Raw genomic sequence first — 22,263 nt, forward strand, 5'->3', positions numbered from 1 at the left:
GGAAGAGGGGCATGGAACAGTTGAACTATCGCTTCACCGCGCGCGAACGCGCGAAGGGCGAACGGGCCGCGGCGCTCGTCGGCGTGGTCGCGTCCGGCAATCTCGAGGTGCTCGTCGAGCGCGTGCTGCCGGGCAACGAATGCGAGATCGACATCCGCACCGCGGCCGTCGGGTTCGGCGCGGTCTGGCAGGCGGTCGTGTCGGATTTCGTCGAACGGCGCACGCCGGGCGGCCTGAAGCTGTCGATCAACGACGGCGGCGCGCGGCCCGACATGGTGTCGCTGCGGCTCGCGCAGGCCGTGCGCGCGATCGAGGGGGATGCATGATGAGCGACACGATCCACGACGCACCGGCGTTCGTCGCGAATGCGGCGAGTTGGTATGAAGCGTCCGCGCGGCAGCGTATCGACGGGCTGCTCGACGCGGGCAGTTTCGGCGAATTCCTCGGGCCGGCCGAACGCGTGACGAGCCCGCACCTGCCGCTGTTCGGCCTGCCGCAGCAGTTCGACGACGGGATGGTGGTCGGCCACGGCCGGCTCGACGGCAAGTCGGTGTTCGTCGCCGCGCAGGAAGGCCGTTTCATGGGCGGCGCGTTCGGCGAAGTGCACGGCGCGAAGCTCACCGGGCTGCTGCGTGCCGCGCGTGAAGTCGGCAAGCCGGTGCTGATCCTGTTCGATACGGGCGGCGTGCGGCTGCAGGAAGCGAACGCGGGCGAGCTCGCGATCGCCGAGATCATGCGCGCGCTCGTCGAAGCGCGTGCGGCCGGCGTGCCGGTGATCGGGCTGATCGGCGGCCGCGCGGGCTGCTACGGCGGCGGCGGCTTGCTCGCCGCGTGCTGTTCCGCGCTCGCGGTGTCGGAACAGGGGCGCATCAGCGTGTCGGGGCCTGAAGTGATCGAGACCAATCGCGGCGTCGAGGAATTCGACTCCAAGGATCGCGCGCTGATCTGGCGCACGATGGGCGGCAAGCACCGGCGGCTGATCGGCGGTGCCGATCGGTACGTGGCCGATACGCCGGACGCGTTCCGCGCGGCGGCGCTCGACCTGATCGATCGCGCGCCGACGTTCGATGCGGCGATGCTGCGCGCGGAGCAGGCGCGTCTCGACGCGCGGGTCGAACGGTTCGGCGGCTGCAAGGATGCGCTCGACGTGTGGCGCATGCTCGGGGCCGACGCGCCGGAAGCGATCCCCGGGATGCCCGACGACGAATTTGCGAAGCTCGCCGATCAACTGCAGGAGCCGCGGCATGACGCTCGATGAAGTACTGAACTCGCTGTTTCCCCGAGGCCATTCGATTGCGCGCAATGGTGGCCTGCTGACGGGCTACGCGGAACTGGCCGGCACGCGCGTCGACGTGATCGGTGTGACCGACCGCTTGCCGTTCGGCATCGACGAGGCGCTGACGCTCGCGTCGCGCGTGCTCGACACGGTCGCGCGCGGCGGCGATACGCCGATCGTCGTGCTGGTCGACAGCGACAGCCAGCGGATGAGCAAGCGCGACGAATTGCTCGGCCTGAACGAGGGGCTGTCGCATCTCGCGAAGTGCCTGATGCATGCGGATCTCGCCGGGCACCGGACGATCGGCGTGCTGTACGGTCACACGGCCGCGGGCGCGTTCATCGCGACCGCGCTCGCGACCCGCACGCTGCTCGCGGTGCCGGGCGCCGAGCCCGAGGTGATGGACCTGCCGTCGATGTCGCGCGTGACCAAGCTGCCGATCGACGTGCTGAAGGAGATGGCGCGTTCGACGGCGGTGTTCGCGCCGGGGCTCGACAACCTCGTGAAGATGGGCGCCGTCGACGCCGTGCTCGATCCGTCCCGCGCGCTCGACGCGCAGGTCGGCGAATGGCTCGGCAAGCCGGCCGAGCGCGTCGATCGGCGCGCGGCGCGCGGCCGGCCGGTCGCGACCGACGTCGCCGCCCGCGTCGAGGCACTCGCGCGTGCCGCACGCTGAGCTGCCGCTGCGCCGCCACACGCTCGTCACGCTGACGGCGGCCGGGTGGGACACGGCCTTTGCCCGCGATCCCGCGCTCGCGGGCGAGTCGTTCTTGCGCGCATGGGCCGAACGCGGCTGGCCGCTGATCGTGCGTCGCGCGTCGCCGGATGAAGCCGATGCCGGCCGCGTGCCGCTCGGCTTGCCGCTGCCGCCGTCGGCGGGCAAGCGGCGCATCGCGCTGAACGTGGCCGCCGACGCGCTCGCGACGGTCGGCCCGCTGCCTGCGTTGGCGGACGTACTCGCCGCCGCGCCCGCCGCGTGGCATGCGCCGCTGCGCGAGCTCGATGCGCTCGGCGCGCGCTGCGGCGCGCAGGGCCGCGTGTTCGGCAGCCTCGCATGGCAGGCGCTGACCGGCGAGCCGTACCTGAGCGCATCGTCCGATCTCGACATCGTGTTCCCGCTGCCGGACGCCGCGTCGCTCGCGCCGCTGCTCGACGGTCTTGCGGCGATCGACGCGCACGCGCCGATGCGCATCGACGGCGAACTGCTGCGCGACGACGGCGCTGGCGTCAACTGGCGCGAACTGCACGCGCGGTTGCCCGAAGTCGCGGTGAAGACCGCGATGGCCGTCGAATTGATGCGCGCCGATGCATTCATCGGAGGCACGGCATGAGCGCCCGGAGTGCGTGCCGCGTGGCGGTGCCGTCGGCTGCCGAGCGCGTCGCCGCGCTGGCCGAGCGCAGCCTCGTGCTCGAGATCGACACCTATCCGAAGCCGGGCCTCGTCAGTCACGTCGACACCGGCAGTCACGCGGACATGGATGCCGCGACGTTCGCGCGCAGCGCCGCCGTGCTGCGGCCGTACTTCGCGGAACTCGCCGACGCGGGCGCACGCGACGCCGACATGGCCGTGCTGCGCAAGATCGGCCTGCGTGCCGAGCACGCGATGCTCGCCGCGACCGGCGGCGTCAATACGCATCGTGGCGCGATCTTCGGCCTCGGGCTGCTGTGCGCGGCCGCCGGCCGGCGCGCGATGCCGGGCGCGATGCCGGCCGGGACGACGCTCGGTGCGTTCGTGTCGCGCCGCTGGGGCGTCGAGATCCTCGGCGGCCCGCGTTTGCCGGACAGCCACGGCGAGCGCGCGAGCCGCCGCTACGGTGTCGGCGGTGCGCGTCGCGAGGCCGCCGACGGCTTCCCGACCGTGTATGCGATCGGACTGCCCGCGCTGCGCCGCGCACGGCGCGATCTGCCGGGCGATCCGGAAGCCGCGCGCGTCGCCGCGTGCTTCGCGCTGATCGCCGCGCTCGACGACACGAATCTGCTGCACCGGGGCGGCCGGGACGGCCTCGATTTCGCCCGCGCGACCGCCCGTGCGTTCGTCGCGCGCGGCGGCGTGCGGGCGCGCGACTGGCGGCTGCGCGCGGCGGCCGCGCATCGTGCGTTCGTGGCGCGCCGGCTGAGCCCGGGCGGCGCGGCCGACCTGCTCGCGATGAGCGTATTCGTCGATGCGCTCGAAGCCGAAGGGCATGCGCGATGACGCTGGCCATCCTGTGCTCGGGGCAAGGCGCGCAGCGCGCCGACATGTTCGATCTGACCGGATCGGCGCCGCAGGCCGACGCACTGTTCGCGCATGCGGGCCGGCTGCTCGGCGAAGATCCGCGCACGTGGGTCCGGCAGGCCGGGCCCGACACGCTGCAGGAAAACCGGGTCGCGCAGATCCTCTGCACGCTCCAGGCGCTCGCGGCGGCCGCGCTGCTCGACGCGGCGTGGCCGCGCCGGCGCTGCGTCGCGGGCTACAGCGTCGGCGAGGTCGGCTCGTGGAGCGTCGCGGGGATGATCGACCCGCACGATGCGCTCGACCTGGCCGATGCGCGTGCACGCGAGATGGATGCCGTGAGCGGCGGCGACGAGCGGATGGCGTTCGTGCGCGGCCTGACGCGGGCGCAACTGGCGAAGCTGTGCGACGGTCGCGACGCGGCCATCGCGATCGCGAACCCCGGCGACGCGTTCGTGGTCGCCGGGCGGCAGGCCGATGTCGACGCCGTGGCCGACGACGCGGCGCGCGCCGGCGCGCTGCGTGTCGCGCCCGTGTGCGTGCGGATCGCGTCGCATACGCGTCGGCTGGCGGCGGCCGTGCCGGCATTCCGCGCGACGCTGGCCGCGACGCGCGTGCGCCGGCCGTTGCCCGGCACCCGGCTGTTCTCGGGGATCGATGGCGCGTCCGTGCTCGATGTCGACGCGGGCCTCGACAAGCTGGCGCGGCAGATCGCGGAGCCGGTCGAATGGGCGGCCTGTCTTGCCGCGTGCGTGGAGGCCGGCGCGACCGCGTTTCTCGAACTCGGCCCCGGGCGCGCGCTGGCCGAGATGGCCGGTGGCGCGTATCCCGCGTTGCCCGCGCGCAGCCTCGCGGATTTCCGTTCCGTCGACGGCGTGACGAGCTGGCTTGCGCGCGTTGCGGCCGGCTGATCGACGGGTCGAAACCCGGGTCGAAACACAGCGGCCGGGCACCTGTTCCGTACTGTGTGTTGCGTCGGCGCAGCAGCGTCGCAGCCGCCTCTTGTCATGCGAATTGGCGTCGCTACAATGGCGCCCGCCATGAGACCAGCCGCCTTCTTGCTCGCCGCGTTCTGCTGCGCGACGAGCGTCCACGCCAGCCAGATTCCGTCCGATGCCGCATCGGTCGGCACGTACTTTTCGTATGACAACGCGGCGGCCGACGCGACCGTCGATCTGATCGAACAGGCGCAGCGCCGCGTGCTGCTGGCCGGCTATACGCAGGTGCCGCCGGCCGTCGCGAGCGCGCTGCGGGCGGCTCGCGCACGAGGTATCGAGGTGCGCGTCGTGCTCGTACGTTCGCCGCGTGCGGGCAAATACAGTGGCGCCGGCTATCTGAAATCGGCGGGCATCGACGTCGCGATCGATTCGCGGCACGGCGGTCCCGCGTCGCGTTTCGTGATCGTCGACGACAGCGTCGCGCTGACGACGTTGTCCGACGGCGCGGCCGAGCACGCCGACACGGTGAACGTGTTCCGGCGCGCGCCCGAACTCGCGCAGTCCTACGCGCAGTCGTTCTGGCGGCTGTACCGGCAGGCCGCCGGCCTCTGATCCTTTCCCGCGGCGCGTCGCGCGCCGGTATGACCCTGCTTGCATCGGCGCGACCGATGAACCATGCTCGTTGACAGGCGTCGGCGCGGGTTGCGCGCGCCCGGCGCAACGGCAGGGAGCCGATCGTGACCGAAAGCAGTTTTGCCGATCGCGCCGATGCCGGCCGCCAGCTGGCCGACGCGTTGCGCGAATACGCGGGGCGAACCGATGTCGTCGTGCTCGCGCTGCCGCGCGGCGGCGTGCCCGTCGCGTATCCGGTCGCGTGCGCGCTGCGCGCGCCGCTCGACGTGCTGGTCGTGCGCAAGCTCGGCGTGCCGTTCGACCCCGAGCTCGCGATGGGCGCGATCGCGACGGGCGGCGCGACCCATCTGCAGCGTTCGGTGATCCGCGCGATGGACGTATCGGATGCGCAACTCGCCGACGTGATCGCGCGCGAGACGGCCGAACTGCAACGCCGCGAAGCGCTGTACCGCGGCGCGGCGCCGCCGCTGGCGGTGGACGGACGCATCGCGATCGTCGTCGACGACGGTGTCGCGACCGGCGCGTCGATGCGCGTCGCGCTGCAGGCGCTGCGCGAGCGCCGCCCCGCGCGCATCGTCGCGGCGGTGCCGGTCGCGCCGGCGGGCGCGGCGCATGCGTTCGACGGCCTGGCCGACGCATTCGTCGCGGTGTCGCAGCCGGCGCGGCTTCTCGGGATCAGCCAGTTCTACGCGCGCTTCGAGCAGACGAGCGACGACGAGGTGCGTGCGCTGCTCGACGCGGCGTGCCCCTGACGCGTCGTTACGTCCGACGGTTCCGGCGCGGGCGCGGTCGGCCGGTTTCCGCCTGCGCGAACACGCGCTGCATCGCCGGATGGACGTTGCCGTGCCAGCGTGGCCCCGTGAACAGCCCGTAGTGATCGCAATCGTCGACGTCGACGCGATGGCGCGCATCGGCCGGGAGGCCGCTGCACAGGTCGAGCGCCGCATGCGTCTGGCCGGCGCCCGTGACCGCGTCGCGGGCGCCTTCGACGGTCAGCAGCGCGACGTTGCGCAACGCGGCGGGTTCGACGCGCCGGCCGCGCACGTGCCACGCACCGGTCGCGAGCAGCATGCGCTGGAACACGACGTCGACCGTATCGAGAAAATAGTCGGCCGGCATGTCGAGCAGCGCGGTGTATTCACGCAGCGCCCGCCGTGCGTCGGCGAGCCCGGCCATGTCGAAGCGGGAAGCGGCCAGCGCGTAGGTCTCGATCAGCGTCAGGAAGCGTTGCGGATACAGGAGCGCGATCTCGCCCTGTTGCAGGTAGGTCGGGAACACGTGGCGGCCGTGTCCCGCGAAGCCGGGCGGCACGATGTCGATCAGATGGCGCCGGCACCAGTCGAGCGAATGGGCGGCCGCCGCGGCGCCGAGCGCGCTCGGGTTCAGCCGCGCATCGAGCGGGCCGCCGATCAGCGTGATGCTTGCGGGCGGCGCAAGGCCGCGAGCGGCCCGCAGCGCGAGCGCGCCGAGCGCGGGCACGGTCGCCTGACACACGGCGACGACGTGCAGCGGCCGATCGTCGTGCTGGAGCGCGTCGACGAAGCCGTCGAGCATCGCGACGTACTCGTCGAGCCCGAAGCGGCCTGCCGCGAGCGGCACGTCGCGCGCATTGCGCCAGTCGGTCACGCAGACGTCGCCATCGGCGAGCAGCGTTTCGGCGGTTTCCCGCATCATCACGGCCGCGTGCCCGACGAGGGGCGCGCACAGCAGCACCGTACGGCGCGCGTCGGCATGCGCGAAACGCCGCAAGTCGCAAAATGGCGTATGCGCGACGACCTGCTCGCCGACGTCGGGCCACGCGAGGTCGAAGCCCGGCGGCGCGGCCTGCGGCCCGAGCAGCGGTTCGAACAGGTCGTCGTAGCACGACGACGCGGCATGCGGCAGCGACGCCGCCGGCCATGCGTCGAACGCGTATCGCGTCGCTGCGCGCCACGCGCGCATCCATTCCCGCTGCTGCTCGACGACGGCATACCACATGGCGGACCCTGGGGCGGAAGGAGCGTGAATCTGCATTATGGTCGCAGGGGGCGGGCAGTGCGAGCCCGATACGCGGCTCGCTGATGCGCGTCAAGCGCGCGGGCACGCAAGGGTCCGTTATTGGCGTGAACAGACCCTAGGCGCCGCCGCGCGACGCTGCTACAGTCGTCGGTCCCGTCCCCGTAAGCGGAGCGTTCGCGATGAAGCTGATCGGCATGCTGGATTCCCCGTTCGTGCGTCGCGTCGCCATTTCGGCGAAGCTGCTCGACCTGCCGTTCGAACACGAGTCGATCTCGGTATTTCGTCATGTCGAGCAGTTCAGGCGGGTCAATCCGGTCGTCAAGGCGCCGACGCTCGTGACCGACGGCGGTGCGACGCTGATCGATTCGTCGCTGATCGTCGACTATCTCGATCATCTCGCCGCGCCGGAGCGGCGCCTGCTGCCCGACGCCGTCGATGCCCGACTGCGCGCGCTGGTGCCGATCGGATTCGCGCTGGCCGCCGCCGAGAAAACCGTGCAGGTCGTCTACGAGCAGGCGCTGCGGCCGACGGACAGGCAGCACGAACCGTGGATCGAACGCGTGCTGGGCCAGCTCGAAGGCGCATACGGCGCACTCGAGCCGCTGGTCGCGGCCGCGAACGGTTGGTTCGGCGGCGCGCGACTGCTGCAGTCGGACGTGACGGTCGCGGTGGCGTGGCGCTTCACGCAATTCATGGCGGCCGGGTACCCGGTGCTGGCGCGGATCGATCCGGCCCGTTATCCGGCGCTCGCCGCGCATTCCGCGCGGGCGGAAGCGCTCCCGGCCTTCGTCGAGACGCCGCTCGCCTAGCTTTTGAAGCGGCCCGCCGGGCGATCGCACGCCGCTCGCCCTGGTCCGGCAAGCCGCTGCCGATTGTTCTCGGCCGCTGACAAGTGACTTCGCATTCGCGCTGTTTATCCGGAGGCGACCGATCCCTAGAATCCACTCCATCAAATCACGCATTGCCAGATGGAGCCGATGATGAAAGCCCTGATCGAATCGAGCCTGTACCACCCGTCCGTCGTGTTGGCGCTTGCCGGGCTCACGCAGCTGATGGTCGAGCGCGATTTCAATCTCGGCCAGGTCGGGATGATCGTCGCGGCGCGCGGTGCGCAGGCGGCCGTGTCGCGGTCGCGCGCGCTGATCTTCTGCCGTCACTGCGAAGCGCAGGCATGAACGCGCACGTCGACTGAATGAAAAAAAGCCCGGCCGGCGCAAGCCGGTCGGGCGGATCGGGTTCGATCGGGCCCCGGCTTCGGCCGGGGCTTTTTCATTGAGCGACGCTCATGCGCGTGCGGGTGTCGCGACGCCGTAGATTTCCGAGTCGTCGTCCTCGTCGCGCAACTGGCGCGCGAGCTGGTGCGCTTCGCGGCGCGTCGCGACGGCCGGCGGCGAGCCCTTCAGCGGCTGGCGCGCGGTTTCGGCGAGCGCGACGACCGACACGATGCCGATCAGCGCGGCGCCCATCATGTAGTACGCGGGCATCATCAGGTTGTGCGTCACGTCGACGAGCCACGCGGTCACCAGCGGCGTCGTGCCGCCGAACAGCGACACCGACACGTTGAAGCCGATCGCGAGCGCGCCGTAACGGATCTCGGTCGGGAACAGCGCGGGCAGCGCGGACGGCATCACGCCGGTGAAGCACGACAGCAGCACGCCGAGGATCAGCAGGCCGCCGAACACCGATGCCGTGGTGCCCGTGTGGATCAGCATCAGCGACGGGATCGACAGCACCAGCAGGCCGACGCAGCCGGCGAGCATCACCGGCTTGCGGCCGACCTTGTCCGACAGGCGGCCGGCGTACAGCGTCATCGGCATCATCAGCACCATCACGATCAGCACCAGCACGAGGCTGTGCGATTCGTCGAAGTGCAGCGTCGACGACATGAAGCTCGGCAGGTACGACAGCACCATGTAGTCGGTCACGTTGAAGATCAGCACGAGGCCGACGCACAGCAGCAGGGCACGCCAGTTGCGCAGCAGCGTCTCGCGGAAGCGCGTCTTCGGCACGGCCTTGTCCTGCGCTTCGCGCGCTTCGGCCTGGCGCTTGAACGCGGGCGTTTCCTCGAGCTTCATCCGGATGTACAGCCCGATCAGGCCGAGCGGCCCGGCGATCAGGAACGGCACGCGCCAGCCCCACGACAGCAGCGCGTCCTGCGACAGCGACGCGGTGAGCAGCGCGACGACGCCCGCGCCCAGCACATAGCCGATCAGCGTGCCGAATTCGAGGAAGCTGCCCATGAAGCCGCGACGCTTGTCGGTCGAGAACTCGGCGATGAAGGTCGCCGCGCCGCCGTATTCGCCGCCGGTCGAAAAGCCCTGCACGAGGCGCGCGACGAGCAGCAGGATCGGGGCCATGATGCCGATCGACGCGTAGCTCGGGATCAGCCCGATCGCGAAGGTGCCGACGGCCATCATGATCATCGTCGCGGCGAGTACGCGCTGGCGGCCGATGCGGTCGCCGAGCGGGCCGAACACCATGCCGCCGAGCGGACGCACGAGGAACGCGGCCGCGAACGTGCCGAAGGTCGCGAGCAGTTGCGCGGACGGGCTGCTGGACGGGAAGAACACCTTGCCGAGCGTGACGGCGATATAGCTGTAGACGCCGAAGTCGAACCATTCCATCGCATTGCCGATGGCCATCGCGCTGACGGCGCGCTTGAGCAGGCTCTGGTCGACGACGGTGATGTCGTCCGCGGCGAGCGGGGCTTCGCCGGACGACGAAGCGGGGGAAGAGACAGCGGTCGGGCTGACGTGTGTTGCGGTCAAGGTCATGCACTCCTTTGACAGCGCCGGAACGGGCGGGGCCGTCCGACACGGTTTGCCGGCGAGCGCGGTGTCGTGTGCTGCGCGTCGGGGCAGACCTTTAAGCACTTACTGCGCAGGGGGCAGCAAAGGGCCGAGGGGCTGCTTCGACGCGGGCCCGATGGGCCGTCGCGACAGTGCGCTCATGAAGAATGGGCCGCGTGATGCAAGCGGCGGATGCCGGTGCGGACGAGATGTCCGGCGTTCCGGCAACGCCCCGGAGGGGCAACGAAACGAGAAAAGCGGGCCTGTCGGGCGGGCTTTCCTGTGGATGCAATTTCGATCGAGGCACCGGCCCGCAGTGTGCGGACGGACTTCTCTCAAAATCGAAAAGACAGAGATTGAATGTTGAAACAGGCGACATGATAGCACGATGACGGACGATCGTGCAAATTGCGCGGAACCGCCCGTCTGGCGGGGCATCCGGGCGGGCCCGCTCGGGTATGATCGGCGGCGCGCGGCGCGGGCATGCGGTCCGCCGCGACGGGGCAGAATTCGCGAGGAACCGGATGACCGAATTGACGAGGATCGCGGCGCTGTTCGCCGCTACCGCGCTGGCCGAAATCGTCGGCTGCTACCTGCCGTGGCTCGTGCTGAAGGCCGGGCGGCCGGCCTGGCTGCTGGTGCCGGCCGCGCTGTCGCTCGCGCTGTTCGCGTGGCTGCTGACGCTGCACCCGAGCGCGGCGGGACGCACGTATGCCGCGTACGGCGGCGTGTACATCGCGGTGGCGCTGATCTGGCTGCGGGTGGTCGACGGCGTCGCGCTGACCCGCTGGGACGTGGCCGGCGCGGTGCTCGCGCTCGGCGGGATGGCCGTCATCGCGCTGCAGCCGCGCGCATGAGCGCGGCCCCAACGCGGGTTGCGGGGTATTACGCCGCTTCGGCGGTATCCGTGTCGGCGGACTGGCGCCACACGCAGGTGCCCTTGACCGACTTGTCGAGCTCGTCGAGCTGAGCCTGGTGCGCGGCCAGCTCGTCGTCGCTCGCGGCCACCACGGGCAGGTCGAGCGCGGCGAGCGACACGCGCTGGCCATTCGCCGCGCCGCCGCCGACACTCGCGTCGTCGAGCATGTCGATCACGAGGCTGTCCTGACCGCGCGTCATCGCGAGATACACCTCGGCGAGCAGCTCCGAGTCGAGCAGTGCGCCGTGCAGCGTGCGGTGCGCGTTGCTGATGCCGAAACGGTCGCACAGCGCGTCGAGCGAGTTGCGCTTGCCGGGGAACATCTGCTTGGCCTGCACCAGCGTGTCGATCACGCCGCCGCAATGCTCGGTGAACGGCGGCAGGCCGAGCCGCGCGAATTCGGCGTCGAGGAAGCCCAGGTCGAACGGCGCGTTGTGGATGATCAGCTCGGCGTCCTTCACGAAATCGAGGATCTGGTGGGCGACTTCCGCGAATTTCGGCTTGTCGCTCAGGAATTCGGTCGTGAGGCCGTGCACCGCCAGTGCGCCCGGATCGCTGTCGCGTTCGGGGTTCACGTAGAAGTGCAGGTTGTTGCCGGTGAGCCGCCGGTTCAGCAGCTCGACGCAGCCGATTTCGATGAGGCGGTCGCCCGTGCGGGCGTTCAGGCCGGTGGTTTCGGTATCGAGAATGATCTGGCGCATGTCGGGAAAAGCAAGAAAAACGGGAGAGGGCGGCCGGCGTTTACGCGGCCAGCGATTCGACGCCGCGATTCGCGAGCGCGTCCGCGCGTTCGTTTTCGGGATGGCCCGCGTGGCCCTTGACCCAGCGCCACTCGATCTCGTGCTGCGCGACGAGCGCGTCGAGCCGCTTCCACAGGTCGGCGTTCTTCACCGGGGTCTTCGCCGCGGTGACCCAGCCTTTCTTCTTCCACCCGTGGATCCACTCGCTGATGCCTTTCTGCACGTATTGCGAGTCGGTATGCACGATCACGCGGCACGGCCGCTTCAGCGCTTCGAGCGCGGCGATCACGCCCATCAGCTCCATGCGGTTGTTGGTCGTGTTCGGCTCGCCGCCGAACAGTTCCTTTTCCTTGTCGCCGTAGCGCAGCAGCGCGCCCCAGCCGCCGGGGCCGGGGTTGCCCTTGCAGGCGCCGTCGGTATAGATGTCGATGGTGTCGATTGTCATGAACGTTCTTGGTGAGTGGTCGGGGAGGCCGCCGGCGTCAGGCCCGGTGCGAGCACGGGCTTCTTCATCTTGATCGGGCCGACGAGGCGCATGCCGCGCACGCGCTTGACGGCCGTCACCATGTAGACGGCGCCGAAGATCGGCCACCAGCGGTCGCCGGCGGCCTCCATGAAGCCGTAGCGGGCCAGCCACTGGTCGGTGGCGAGCGGCGGCCGGTAGCAGCCGAAACGGCCGCGTTCGAGGTCGAAACCGAGCAGCTTGATCCAGTCCTTGAGCCGGATGAACGCGATCTGGTCGCGCGTGGCCGGCACGAACGGGCGGTTCGCCATGCGCCCGAACGATTGCCGCATGCCCCACAGGCTCAGCGAGTTGAAGCCGGTGATCACGAGCTGGCCTTCCGGCATCAGCACGCGCTCGGCCTCGCGCAGCAGGCGGTGCGGGTCGGACGTGAATTCGAGCGTGTGCGGCATCACGATCAGGTCGACGCTCTGCGATTCGAACGGCAGGTCGAGCAGGTCGCACCAGGTCGTGCTGCGATCGGCGGGCGCATGGCTTGCCGTGTGCGCTTCGCGCGCCCACGGATACTGATACGGCGCGCTCGCGCCGCTCGCCGGGTCGAGCACGAGGCCGCGATACGGCATGCGGTTCTCGCGCAGCGCGTCGAGCTGCGGCAGGCCCAGCTGCAGCGCGTGGAATCCGAAGACGTCGGACACGATCCGGTCGAGCTGCGCCTGTTCCCAGCCCAGCACGTAGCGGCCGGGCGGCGAGTCGGTCCAGGCGGGCCAGTCTATAATTTGTGGATCGGACATAACGATGATTGCGCGCCCATGAACGAGCTGGAGTACGTGCCGGTTCCGGCATTCGAAGACAACTATATCTGGCTCGTCTCGGACGGCCGCGATGCGATCGCCGTCGATCCGGGTGAAGCCGCGCCCGTACGCCGGGTTCTTGCCGAACGAGGTTGGCGGTTGACCGCTATTTTACTCACGCACCACCATGCCGACCACGTCGGCGGTGTCGACGCGCTGCGTAATAGCCAACCGGACGATGCTCCGCTCCCCGTTTACGGTCCTGCGGCCGAAGCGATCGGCGTGGTCACGCGGCCGCTGGCGGGCGGCGATCGCGTGACGCTCGACGCGCCGGCCGTCGTGTTCGACGTGCTCGACGTGCCGGGTCATACGCGCGGCCACATTGCGTACTTTCAGGCGGCCGGCCAAGGCACGGCCGGTCCGGGCGCGGCCGGGCAGGGCAACGCGGTGCCGCACGTGTTTTGCGGCGACACGCTGTTCTCGTGCGGCTGCGGCCGCCTGTTCGAAGGCACGCCCGCGCAGATGCTCGCCTCGCTCGACGCGCTCGCGGCGCTGCCGGGCGACACGCGCGTGCATTGCGCACACGAATACACGCTGTCGAACATCCGCTTCGCACTCGCGTGCGAGCCGGGCAATGCGGCGCTCGCCGCGTGGCGTGACGACGCGCAGGCGCTGCGTGCACGCGGCGTGCCGACGCTGCCCACGACGATCGCGCACGAGCGTGCCGTCAACCCGTTCATGCGGGCCGACAGCGCGGCGATCCACGCGACGCTCGAGGCCGAGCTGCACGAAACGGTGACGGATCGTCTTGCCGCGTTCACGCTGATGCGCGAATGGAAAAACCGGTTCCGATGAGCTTTTCCGGAGGACTCCAAAGCTCAAGCGGTATCTGTAAAAATTGCTCCAAATGTAGGATTTCGCTGAGTTTTCGGTGTTTTTATTGACGTGAAGCACGCACTTCCGTAGTATCGCCTGCAATTTCCAGCCGTCGGAAGCAGAGATTTTCATGCGACTTATATTGAGTGCGATGGTGGTGCTGCTACTCGCCGCTTGTGCGAGCCAGCCCCCTGTCGCCAACAACGCCGCCGATTCGCAGGCGACGTCCAACTACCTCCGTAAATCAGCCACCGCCAAAGAAACTGTCGACGTCGACAAGCAATCCGTCGGCGATCTGACCACGGCAGACTCCGATCTCTGGGCGCGCATCCGCCGCGGCTTCCAGATGCCCGACCTGCAGAGCGATCTGGTCGACATGCAGACGACCTGGTATACGCAGCGTCCCGATTACGTGCAGCGCATGACCGAGCGCTCGCAGAAGTACCTGTATCACATCGTCGAGGAACTCGAGGCGCGTCACATGCCGACCGAGCTCGCGCTGCTGCCGTTCATCGAGTCCGCGTACAACCCGCAGGCGCTGTCGGTCGCGAAGGCGGCCGGCATGTGGCAGTTCATGCCCGGCACCGGCCGCACGTACAACCTGAAGCGCAACATGTGGCAGGACGAGCGCCGCGACGTGCTCGCGTCGACGAGCGCCGCGCTCGACTACCTGTCCCGCCTGCACGACATGTTCGGCGACTGGTATCTGGCGCTGGCCGCGTACAACTGGGGCGAAGGCAACGTGCAGCGCGCGATCGCGCGCAACCAGGCGGCCGGCCTGCCGACCGACTACCAGAGCCTGCGGATGCCGAACGAGACGCGCAACTACGTGCCCAAGCTGCAGGCGGTGAAGAACATCATCGCGAGCCCGCAGCAGTACGGCCTGGCGCTGCCCGATATCCCGAACCACCCGTATTTCGTGACGGTCACGACGTCGCGCGACATCGACGTGGCGGTGGCCGCGAAGCTCGCGAACCTGCCGCTCGACGAATTCCGCTCGCTGAACCCGTCGTTCTCGAAGCCCGTGATCCTCGGCGCGACCGAGCCGCAGATCCTGCTGCCCTTCGACAACGCGTCCGCGTTCGAGAAGAGCCTGAAGGCCTATAGCGGCCAGCTGTCGTCGTGGACCACCTACACGGTCAGCGAGCGTGCGCGCCCGGCCGCGATCGCCGAGAAGATCGGCGTCGACGCCGATACGCTGATGTCGGTCAACAAGATTCCGGCCGGCATGCGCTTGAAGCCCGGTTCGACGATCGTCGTGCCGCGCGGCGATGACGACGACGAGGACATCAGCGCCGATGTCGCCGAAAACGGTGCGCTTGCGATGGAGCCGGACGTCCCCGATACGCGCAAGATGCTGATCCGCGTGCGTCGCAAGCAGTCGATGGCGGCGATCGCCGGCCGCTACGGCGTGTCGGTCGGCCAGTTGAAGGCGTGGAACCGTACGCACCGCGATCTCGTGATGCCGGGCCAGGCGCTCGTGCTGCACGTGCCGGTCGGCCGTTCGGTGCCTGCGGAACCCGGTCCGGAGCGAATCGCGACGTCGGCCGCCGGTGCGCACATCGAGCGCGCGAGCCTGGCGGTGGGCGGCAAGTCGCACGGCGGCAAGCGCGGCGCCGCCAAGTCGTCGGCGAAGTCGGCGAAGGCTGCCGCTCCCGCGAAAGCCGCGCCGGCCAAGACCGCCGCGCACAAGGGCAAGAAGAAGTAAGCGCGGCCGTCGCGCGCGGCGTAGCGGCCGGTGAGGCCCGCGCGATTGCGCTATCATCCGACGAATTCGGCGAAACGCCGTCACCGAGGTGACGGCGTTTTCGTTTGTGCGCGGCGCATCGGCGCTGCGTCGCGCGTCTTCATCCAACAAGGGGAAGCGATGTCGTCGGTGCAGGTGAGGGTGCTCGCGCTGTTTTCGGTCGGGTATTTCGTGTCGTACGTGTTTCGCGGCGTCAATCTGGGCTTCGCGCCGTTCGTCACGCACGAACTCGGGCTGTCGGCCGCCGATCTCGGCCTGCTCACCAGCCTCTATTTCCTCGGCTTCGCGGGCGCGCAGATTCCGGCCGGCGTGATGCTCGACCACTTCGGCCCGCGCCGCGTGACGGCCGGCATGCTGCTGTTCGCGGCGGCCGGCGCGGCCGTGTTCGGCGCGGCGCACGGCATCGGCGCGATGATGGTCGGCCGGCTGCTGATCGGCGTCGGCGTGTCGGTGTGTCTCGGCGCGGCGTTCAAGGCGCTCGCGCAGCATTTCCCGGTCGGCCGGCTGCCGCTCGTCAACGGCCTCGTGATGGCCGTGGGCGGCCTCGGCGGCGTGATGGTCGGTTCGCCGCTGACCTGGCTGCTCGGCTGGGCGAGCTGGCGCGCGATCTGTTTCGGCCTCGCGGTGCTGACGGTGATCGTCGCGGCGTCGATCGGCTTCGGCGCGCCCGATGTGCAGCAGGCGCGCCACCAGGGCGGGCTCGTCAGTCAGTTCAAGGGCACGTGGCACATCCTGACGAGCCGCGCGTTCTGGAAGATTGCGTCGTTCTCCGTCGTCACGCAGGGGGTGTTCTATGCGATGCAGTCGTTGTGGGTCGGCCCGTATCTGCGCGATGTCGGCGGGTTCGATGCGCGTCATGCCGCGCGCCTCGTGTCGGTGCTCGGCTTCGCGATGATGGCCGGCTGCGTCGGCTTCGGCGCGGCGGCGCGCGTGCTCGAGCGGCGCGGCGTGTCGGTCTACGCCACCTGCGGCATCGGCATGGCGCTGTTCGTCGCGACGCAGCTCGCGATCGTCGCGCGCGTGCCGTTGCCGCCCGCCATGCTGTGGGCCGCCTACGGGATGTTCGGCGGCGTGGGCATCCTGACCTACGCGGTGATGGCCGGACATTTTCCCGCCCAGCTGATCGGCCGCGCGAACACGACGCTCACGCTCGTGATCTTCCTGCTGATCTTTGCGTTCCAGATCGGCGTCGGCGCGGTGCTGTCGCACTGGCCGGCGGTCGACGGCCGTTATCCCGCGGCCGCGCACTTCACCGCGTGGGGCGTGCTGCTCGCGCTGCAGCTCGCGAGCGCGGTCTGGTACGTGTGGCCCGCGCGCGGCGCTGGCCAAGCGCACTGATCCGGCGGTACGCTGGTAGGCGGGGCGGCTGCGGAAACGGGGCCGCAGCACGGTGCGCTGCGCCGCCGAATGCGGCGCGCACACGATCGGACGGCCATATCCATTGAAGATAGGCCCATTTTCAGGCTATAATTTGAAAGTTTGTGCTGATCAACCTCGCACCCTAGCGCCTACCTCATTCATCCCGTTCATCCGCCGCACGCCGCCTGCCGGGCGATGCCGCGAAGCCTCGTGCGCCACGCGCCGGGTTCGCGTCTCGACAACGCAGGCCGCGTCCAGCTAGCGACCGCGCGCGCCCACGCAGCGCGGCGCTTGCGCGGCAGGGTAAACAGGTCGGCAGCAGGGTGTTCCCCAAGGAGCCTCCCGTGTTGCCGTCTTTTTCTCCCGCCTTGCTTGCACTCGCCGACGGCACGGTCTTTCGTGGTTATTCGATCGGGGCCGAAGGCCATACGATCGGCGAAGTCGTGTTCAATACCGCGATCACCGGCTATCAGGAAATCCTGACTGATCCGAGCTACTCGCGCCAGATCGTCACGCTCACCTATCCGCATATCGGCAACGTCGGCGTCAACGCCGAAGACGTCGAAGCCACGAAAGTCCATGCCGCCGGCCTGATCATCCGCGATCTGCCGACGCTCGCGTCGAACTTCCGCATGGACCGCACGCTCGGCGACTACCTGCGCGACGAAGGCGTCGTCGCGATCGCCGGCATCGACACCCGCAAGCTGACCCGCATCCTGCGCGACAAGGGCGCGCAGAGCGGCTGCATCCTGACGGGCTCCGACGACGAAGCGAAGGCGATCGAACTCGCGCGCTCGTTCGAGGGCTTGGCCGGCATGGATCTCGCGAAGGTCGTGTCGACCACGAAGCCGTTCGAGTGGAAGCAGACGGAATGGCGTCTCGAAGGCGGCTACGGCATGCAGGAAGCGCCGAAGTACCGCGTCGTCGCGTACGACTTCGGCGTCAAGTACAACATCCTGCGCATGCTCGCGGAGCGCGGCTGCCACGTGACGGTGCTGCCCGCCCAGGCCAGCGCGGCCGATGCGCTCGCGCTGAATCCGGACGGCGTCTTCCTGTCGAACGGCCCCGGCGATCCGGAGCCGTGCGATTACGCGATCGCGGCCACCAAGGAATTCATCGAGCGCGGCGTGCCGACCTTCGGCATCTGCCTCGGCCACCAGATCATGGGCCTCGCGGTCGGCGCGAAGACGCTGAAGATGAAGACGGGCCACCACGGTGCGAACCATCCGGTGAAGGATCTCGGCGACGGCCGTGTCGTGATCACGTCGCAGAACCACGGCTTCGCGGTCGACGCCGATTCGCTGCCGGCCAACGCGCGCGTGACGCACGTGTCGCTGTTCGACGGCACGCTGCAGGGCTTCGAGCTGACCGACAAGCCGGCGTTCTGCTTCCAGGGCCACCCGGAAGCATCGCCCGGCCCGCACGACATCGGCTACCTGTTCGACCGTTTCACCGCGCTGATGGACGCGGCGAAGCAGCGCACCGCCTAACGTCATCGACGCAACCGAAGAACGGGAGATTCACATCATGTTCGGCCACGCACTCGGCATCACGGATATCTGGACCTACGTGTTCGGCGTGATCTTTATCATCCTGCTGCCGGGGCCGAACTCGATGTACGTGCTGTCGCTCGCCGCGCAGCGCGGCGTGAAGGCCGGCTATCGCGCGGCCTGCGGCGTGTTCGTCGGCGATACCGTGCTGATGGTGCTGTCGGCCGCGGGCGTCGCGTCGCTGCTGAAGGCGAACCCGCTGCTGTTCTCCGTCGTCAAGTACGGCGGCGCCGCATACCTGCTGTACATCGGCACCGGGATGCTGCGCAGCGCGTGGAGCAAGCTGCGCGCGCGCGGCGATGCGCCGGTCGAGGCCCGGCAGGCGGTCGACGGCGAACGTCCGTTCCGGAAAGCGCTGATCGTGAGCCTGCTGAATCCGAAGGCCATCCTGTTCTTCATCTCGTTCTTCATCCAGTTCGTCGACCCGGCATTCCCGCATCCCGCGCTGTCGTTCGTCGTGCTCGGGGCGATCGCGCAATGCGCGAGCGTCCTGTACCTGAGCACGCTGATCTTCGCGGGCGCGCGGCTCGCCGAGCACTTCCGCCGCCGCCGCAAGCTCGCGGCAGGCGCGGCGAGCAGCGTGGGCGGCCTGTTCATCGGTTTCTCGGTGAAGCTGGCGCTCGCGACCATGAGCTGAGCGCCGCCGGCCGACCCACGACAACGATTACTTATTGAATTCACAAGCCATGCCAAAACGCACAGACATCAAGAGCATCCTCATCATCGGCGCCGGCCCGATCATCATCGGCCAGGCGTGCGAGTTCGACTATTCGGGCGCGCAGGCTTGCAAGGCGTTGCGTGAGGAGGGCTACAAGGTCGTTCTCGTCAACAGCAACCCGGCGACGATCATGACCGACCCGAACACGGCCGACGTGACCTACATCGAGCCGATCACGTGGGAAGTCGTCGCGCGCATCATCGAGAAGGAGCGCCCGGACGCGATCCTGCCGACGATGGGCGGCCAGACCGCGCTGAACTGCGCGCTCGACCTGCACCACCACGGCGTGCTCGAGAAGTTCGGCGTCGAGCTGATCGGCGCATCGCCGGAAGCGATCGACAAGGCCGAAGACCGCCAGAAGTTCAAGGAAGCGATGACCAAGATCGGTCTCGGCTCCGCGAAGTCGGGCATCGCGCATTCGATGGAAGAAGCGACCCAGGTGCACGCGCAGATCATGGCGGAGACGGGTGGCAGCGGCTACCCGGTCGTGATCCGTCCGTCGTTCACGCTCGGCGGCTCGGGTGGCGGCATCGCATACAACCGCGAAGAGTTCGAGGAAATCTGCAAGCGCGGTCTCGACCTGTCGCCCACGCGCGAGCTGCTGATCGAAGAGTCGCTGCTCGGCTGGAAGGAATACGAGATGGAAGTCGTGCGCGACCGCGCCGACAACTGCATCATCGTCTGCTCGATCGAAAACCTCGACCCGATGGGCGTGCACACCGGCGACTCGATCACGGTCGCGCCGGCGCAGACGCTCACCGACAAGGAATACCAGATCCTGCGTAACGCGTCGCTCGCGGTGCTGCGCGAGATCGGCGTCGACACGGGCGGCTCGAACGTGCAGTTCTCGATCAACCCGAAGGACGGCCGCATGGTCGTCATCGAGATGAACCCGCGCGTGTCGCGTTCGTCGGCGCTCGCGTCGAAGGCCACCGGCTTCCCGATCGCGAAGGTTGCCGCGAAGCTGGCTGTCGGCTACACGCTCGACGAGCTGAAGAACGAAATCACCGGCGGCCAGACGCCGGCGTCGTTCGAGCCGACGATCGACTATGTCGTCACGAAGATCCCGCGTTTCGCGTTCGAGAAGTTCCGCGAAGCCGATTCGCGCCTGACCACGCAGATGAAGTCGGTCGGTGAAGTGATGGCGATCGGCCGCACGTTCCAGGAATCGTTCCAGAAGGCGCTGCGCGGCCTCGAAGTCGGTGTCGACGGCCTCGACGAGAAGTCGACCAACCGCGACGAGATCGCGATCGAGATCCACGAGCCGGGCCCGGACCGCATCTGGTACGTCGGCGATGCGTTCCGCATCGGCATGACGGCCGAGGAAATCTTCGCGGAAACCGCGATCGACCCGTGGTTCCTCGAGCAGATCGAGCAGATCATCCTGAAGGAAAAGGCGCTGTCGGGTCGCACGCTCGCGTCGCTGACGTTCGACGAGCTGCGCTACCTGAAGCAGAGCGGCTTCTCCGACCGCCGCCTCGCGAAGCTGCTCGGCGCGACGCCGGAAGACGTCCGCAAGCGTCGCGTCGAGCTGAACGTGCGCCCGGTCTACAAGCGCGTGGACACGTGCGCGGCCGAGTTCGCGACGAAAACGGCGTACATGTACTCGACCTACGAGGAAGAGTGCGAGGCGCAGCCGACCACGAACAAGAAGATCATGGTGCTGGGCGGCGGCCCGAACCGGATCGGCCAGGGCATCGAGTTCGACTACTGCTGCGTGCACGCGGCGCTCGCGATGCGCGAGGACGGCTATGAAACGATCATGGTCAACTGCAACCCGGAGACGGTGTCGACCGACTACGACACGTCCGACCGCCTGTACTTCGAGCCGCTGACGCTCGAAGACGTGCTCGAGATCGTCGACAAGGAAAAGCCGGTCGGCGTGATCGTCCAGTACGGCGGCCAGACGCCGCTGAAGCTCGCGCTCGACCTCGAGGCGCACGGCGTGCCGATCGTCGGCACGTCGCCGGACATGATCGACGCGGCCGAAGACCGCGAACGCTTCCAGAAGCTGCTGCAGGACCTCGGCCTGCGCCAGCCGCCGAACCGCACCGCACGCGCCGAAGACGAAGCGCTCGCGCTGGCCGACGAAATCGGCTATCCGCTGGTCGTGCGTCCGTCGTACGTGCTCGGCGGCCGCGCAATGGAGATCGTCCACGAGCCTCGCGACCTCGAGCGCTACATGCGCGAGGCCGTGAAGGTGTCGAACGATTCGCCGGTGCTGCTCGACCGCTTCCTGAACGACGCGATCGAGTGCGACGTCGACTGCATCTGCGACGGCGAAGCCGTGTTCATCGGCGGCGTGATGGAGCACATCGAGCAGGCGGGCGTCCACTCGGGCGACTCGGCATGCTCGCTGCCGCCGTACTCGCTGTCGAAGGAGACCGTGGCCGAACTGAAGCGCCAGACGGGCGCGATGGCGAAGGCGCTGAACGTGGTCGGCCTGATGAACGTGCAGTTCGCGATCCAGCAGGTGCCGCAGGCGGACGGTTCGAAGCAGGACATCATCTACGTGCTCGAAGTGAACCCGCGCGCATCGCGCACGGTGCCGTACGTGTCGAAGGCGACCAGCCTGCCGCTCGCGAAGATCGCGGCGCGCGCGATGGTCGGCCAGAAGCTCGCGCAGCAGGGCGTGACGAAGGAAGTCGAGCCGCCGTACTTCAGCGTGAAGGAAGCGGTGTTCCCGTTCGTGAAGTTCCCGACCGTCGATCCGGTCCTCGGGCCGGAAATGCGCTCGACCGGCGAAGTGATGGGCGTCGGCCAGACGTTCGGCGAAGCGCTGTTCAAGTCGCAGCTCGCGGCCGGTTCGCGCCTGCCGGAGTCGGGCACGGTGCTGCTGACCGTGATGGACGCGGACAAGCCGAAGGCCGTCGAAGTCGCGCGCATGCTGCACGATCTCGGCTACCCGATCGTCGCGACCAAGGGCACGGCCGCCGCGATCGAAGCGGCCGGCGTGCCGGTGAAGGTCGTGAACAAGGTGAAGGACGGTCGTCCGCACATCGTCGACATGATCAAGAACGGCGAGATCGCCCTCGTGTTCACGACGGTCGACGAGACGCGCCAGGCGATCGCCGATTCGCGTTCGATCCGCATGAGCGCGCAGGCGCACAAGGTCACGTACTACACGACGATGTCGGGCGCGCGCGCGGCCGTCGAAGGCTTGCGCTACCTGAAGGATCTGGAAGTCTATGATTTACAAGGTCTTCACGCTCGCCTAAACTAAGCAGTCAGTTACCTGTCGAAGCAACACGTGC

22 protein-coding genes are annotated in these 22,263 nt (G+C 68.8%); 17 read left to right on the forward strand and 5 right to left on the reverse strand.

The window, feature by feature from the left end; all coding sequences use genetic code 11:
- The first annotated feature begins 11 nt into the window (after positions 1-11).
- The 8 genes from mdcC to CFB81_RS06020 all read left to right on the forward strand — a co-directional run bounded on the left by mdcC (position 12) and on the right by CFB81_RS06020 (position 5,811).
- Positions 12-326 carry a malonate decarboxylase acyl carrier protein gene (gene mdcC / locus CFB81_RS05985; protein ID WP_069617090.1) on the forward strand — a complete coding sequence of 105 codons (315 nt, stop codon included), beginning with the start codon at positions 12-14 and terminating at the stop codon, positions 324-326.
- Positions 323-1,258, forward strand: a complete 936-nt coding sequence (locus tag CFB81_RS05990; RefSeq protein ID WP_089434813.1) for a biotin-independent malonate decarboxylase subunit beta — start codon at positions 323-325, stop codon at positions 1,256-1,258. The genes mdcC and CFB81_RS05990 overlap by 4 nt, the downstream gene beginning before the upstream one ends.
- Complete coding sequence (mdcE, locus tag CFB81_RS05995; RefSeq protein WP_089434814.1) at positions 1,245-1,952, forward strand: biotin-independent malonate decarboxylase subunit gamma; 708 nt, start codon at positions 1,245-1,247, stop codon at positions 1,950-1,952. The genes CFB81_RS05990 and mdcE overlap by 14 nt, the downstream gene beginning before the upstream one ends.
- Positions 1,939-2,607, forward strand: a complete 669-nt coding sequence (gene mdcG, locus CFB81_RS06000) for a malonate decarboxylase holo-[acyl-carrier-protein] synthase (RefSeq protein ID WP_089434815.1) — start codon at positions 1,939-1,941, stop codon at positions 2,605-2,607. The genes mdcE and mdcG overlap by 14 nt, the downstream gene beginning before the upstream one ends.
- Positions 2,604-3,470, forward strand: coding sequence for a triphosphoribosyl-dephospho-CoA synthase MdcB (gene mdcB, locus CFB81_RS06005; protein ID WP_069617094.1), 867 nt, complete (start codon positions 2,604-2,606; stop codon positions 3,468-3,470). The genes mdcG and mdcB overlap by 4 nt, the downstream gene beginning before the upstream one ends.
- Positions 3,467-4,399 carry an acyltransferase domain-containing protein gene (locus CFB81_RS06010; RefSeq protein WP_069617095.1) on the forward strand — a complete coding sequence of 311 codons (933 nt, stop codon included), beginning with the start codon at positions 3,467-3,469 and terminating at the stop codon, positions 4,397-4,399. Before mdcB ends, CFB81_RS06010 begins: the two co-directional genes overlap by 4 nt.
- 117 nt (positions 4,400-4,516) lie before the next feature.
- Complete coding sequence (locus tag CFB81_RS06015) at positions 4,517-5,038, forward strand: phospholipase D-like domain-containing protein (protein WP_089434816.1); 522 nt, start codon at positions 4,517-4,519, stop codon at positions 5,036-5,038.
- Between the two features lie 125 nt (positions 5,039-5,163).
- The gene (locus CFB81_RS06020) at positions 5,164-5,811 is read left to right on the forward strand and encodes a phosphoribosyltransferase (protein WP_089434817.1); all 648 of its coding nucleotides are present in this window, start codon (positions 5,164-5,166) and stop codon (positions 5,809-5,811) included.
- A gap of 7 nt (positions 5,812-5,818) precedes the next feature.
- Here CFB81_RS06020 and CFB81_RS06025 read toward each other — a convergent pair whose 3' ends face one another.
- Positions 5,819-7,036 (reverse strand): polyhydroxyalkanoate depolymerase, encoded by a 1,218-nt coding sequence (locus tag CFB81_RS06025; RefSeq protein WP_089434818.1) that lies wholly within the window; start codon positions 7,034-7,036, stop codon positions 5,819-5,821.
- Positions 7,037-7,236: 200 nt separating this feature from the next.
- On the opposite strand from CFB81_RS06025, the gene CFB81_RS06030 reads away from it, so the two are divergent.
- Together CFB81_RS06030 and CFB81_RS06035 are read left to right on the forward strand one after the other, a co-directional pair.
- Entirely contained in the window at positions 7,237-7,866 is a 630-nt protein-coding gene (locus CFB81_RS06030) for a glutathione S-transferase family protein (RefSeq protein WP_069617099.1), read from the forward strand.
- Between the two features lie 159 nt (positions 7,867-8,025).
- Positions 8,026-8,232: a hypothetical protein gene (locus tag CFB81_RS06035; RefSeq protein ID WP_006476356.1), complete on the forward strand. Its 207-nt coding sequence runs from the start codon at positions 8,026-8,028 to the stop codon at positions 8,230-8,232.
- A 108-nt stretch (positions 8,233-8,340) separates the two neighbouring features.
- Here the strand turns inward: CFB81_RS06035 and proP are convergent, their stop codons facing one another.
- On the reverse strand, positions 8,341-9,831 hold the full coding sequence (proP, locus tag CFB81_RS06040) for a glycine betaine/L-proline transporter ProP (RefSeq protein WP_069617100.1): 1,491 nt from the start codon (positions 9,829-9,831) through the stop codon (positions 8,341-8,343).
- Between the two features lie 539 nt (positions 9,832-10,370).
- Here proP and CFB81_RS06050 point away from each other — a divergent pair.
- Positions 10,371-10,703 (forward strand): YnfA family protein, encoded by a 333-nt coding sequence (locus tag CFB81_RS06050; protein WP_069617197.1) that lies wholly within the window; start codon positions 10,371-10,373, stop codon positions 10,701-10,703.
- A gap of 28 nt (positions 10,704-10,731) precedes the next feature.
- On the opposite strand, the gene dnaQ is transcribed toward CFB81_RS06050, so the two are convergent.
- Genes dnaQ through CFB81_RS06065 form a run of 3 tightly spaced genes read right to left on the reverse strand, consistent with a single transcriptional unit; the run spans position 10,732 to position 12,759 of the window.
- Positions 10,732-11,466, reverse strand: a complete 735-nt coding sequence (gene dnaQ, locus CFB81_RS06055) for a DNA polymerase III subunit epsilon (RefSeq protein ID WP_069617101.1) — start codon at positions 11,464-11,466, stop codon at positions 10,732-10,734.
- Positions 11,467-11,506: 40 nt separating this feature from the next.
- Complete coding sequence (rnhA, locus tag CFB81_RS06060) at positions 11,507-11,950, reverse strand: ribonuclease HI (protein WP_069617102.1); 444 nt, start codon at positions 11,948-11,950, stop codon at positions 11,507-11,509.
- Positions 11,947-12,759, reverse strand: a complete 813-nt coding sequence (locus CFB81_RS06065) for a class I SAM-dependent methyltransferase (RefSeq protein WP_069617103.1) — start codon at positions 12,757-12,759, stop codon at positions 11,947-11,949. The genes rnhA and CFB81_RS06065 overlap by 4 nt, the downstream gene beginning before the upstream one ends.
- Before the next feature lie 18 nt (positions 12,760-12,777).
- Between CFB81_RS06065 and gloB the strand changes: the two genes are divergently transcribed.
- The 6 genes from gloB to carB all read left to right on the forward strand — a co-directional run bounded on the left by gloB (position 12,778) and on the right by carB (position 22,232).
- The gene (gene gloB, locus CFB81_RS06070) at positions 12,778-13,614 is read left to right on the forward strand and encodes a hydroxyacylglutathione hydrolase (protein ID WP_089434820.1); all 837 of its coding nucleotides are present in this window, start codon (positions 12,778-12,780) and stop codon (positions 13,612-13,614) included.
- A gap of 151 nt (positions 13,615-13,765) precedes the next feature.
- A complete protein-coding gene (locus tag CFB81_RS06075) occupies positions 13,766-15,343 on the forward strand; it encodes a transglycosylase SLT domain-containing protein (protein WP_069617105.1) in 1,578 nt (525 codons plus the stop codon).
- Positions 15,344-15,502: 159 nt separating this feature from the next.
- A complete protein-coding gene (locus CFB81_RS06080) occupies positions 15,503-16,720 on the forward strand; it encodes a nitrate/nitrite transporter (RefSeq protein WP_089434821.1) in 1,218 nt (405 codons plus the stop codon).
- A gap of 365 nt (positions 16,721-17,085) precedes the next feature.
- Positions 17,086-18,231 carry a glutamine-hydrolyzing carbamoyl-phosphate synthase small subunit gene (gene carA, locus CFB81_RS06090; RefSeq protein ID WP_069617106.1) on the forward strand — a complete coding sequence of 382 codons (1,146 nt, stop codon included), beginning with the start codon at positions 17,086-17,088 and terminating at the stop codon, positions 18,229-18,231.
- A gap of 37 nt (positions 18,232-18,268) precedes the next feature.
- Positions 18,269-18,928, forward strand: a complete 660-nt coding sequence (gene leuE / locus CFB81_RS06095) for a leucine efflux protein LeuE (RefSeq protein WP_069617107.1) — start codon at positions 18,269-18,271, stop codon at positions 18,926-18,928.
- 49 nt (positions 18,929-18,977) lie between these two features.
- Positions 18,978-22,232, forward strand: coding sequence for a carbamoyl-phosphate synthase large subunit (gene carB, locus CFB81_RS06100; protein ID WP_089434822.1), 3,255 nt, complete (start codon positions 18,978-18,980; stop codon positions 22,230-22,232).
- Positions 22,233-22,263: the final 31 nt, after the last annotated feature.

Origin of the sequence: Burkholderia sp. AU28863 (assembly GCF_002223195.1) — a bacterium.
Lineage (GTDB): Bacteria > Pseudomonadota > Gammaproteobacteria > Burkholderiales > Burkholderiaceae > Burkholderia > Burkholderia sola.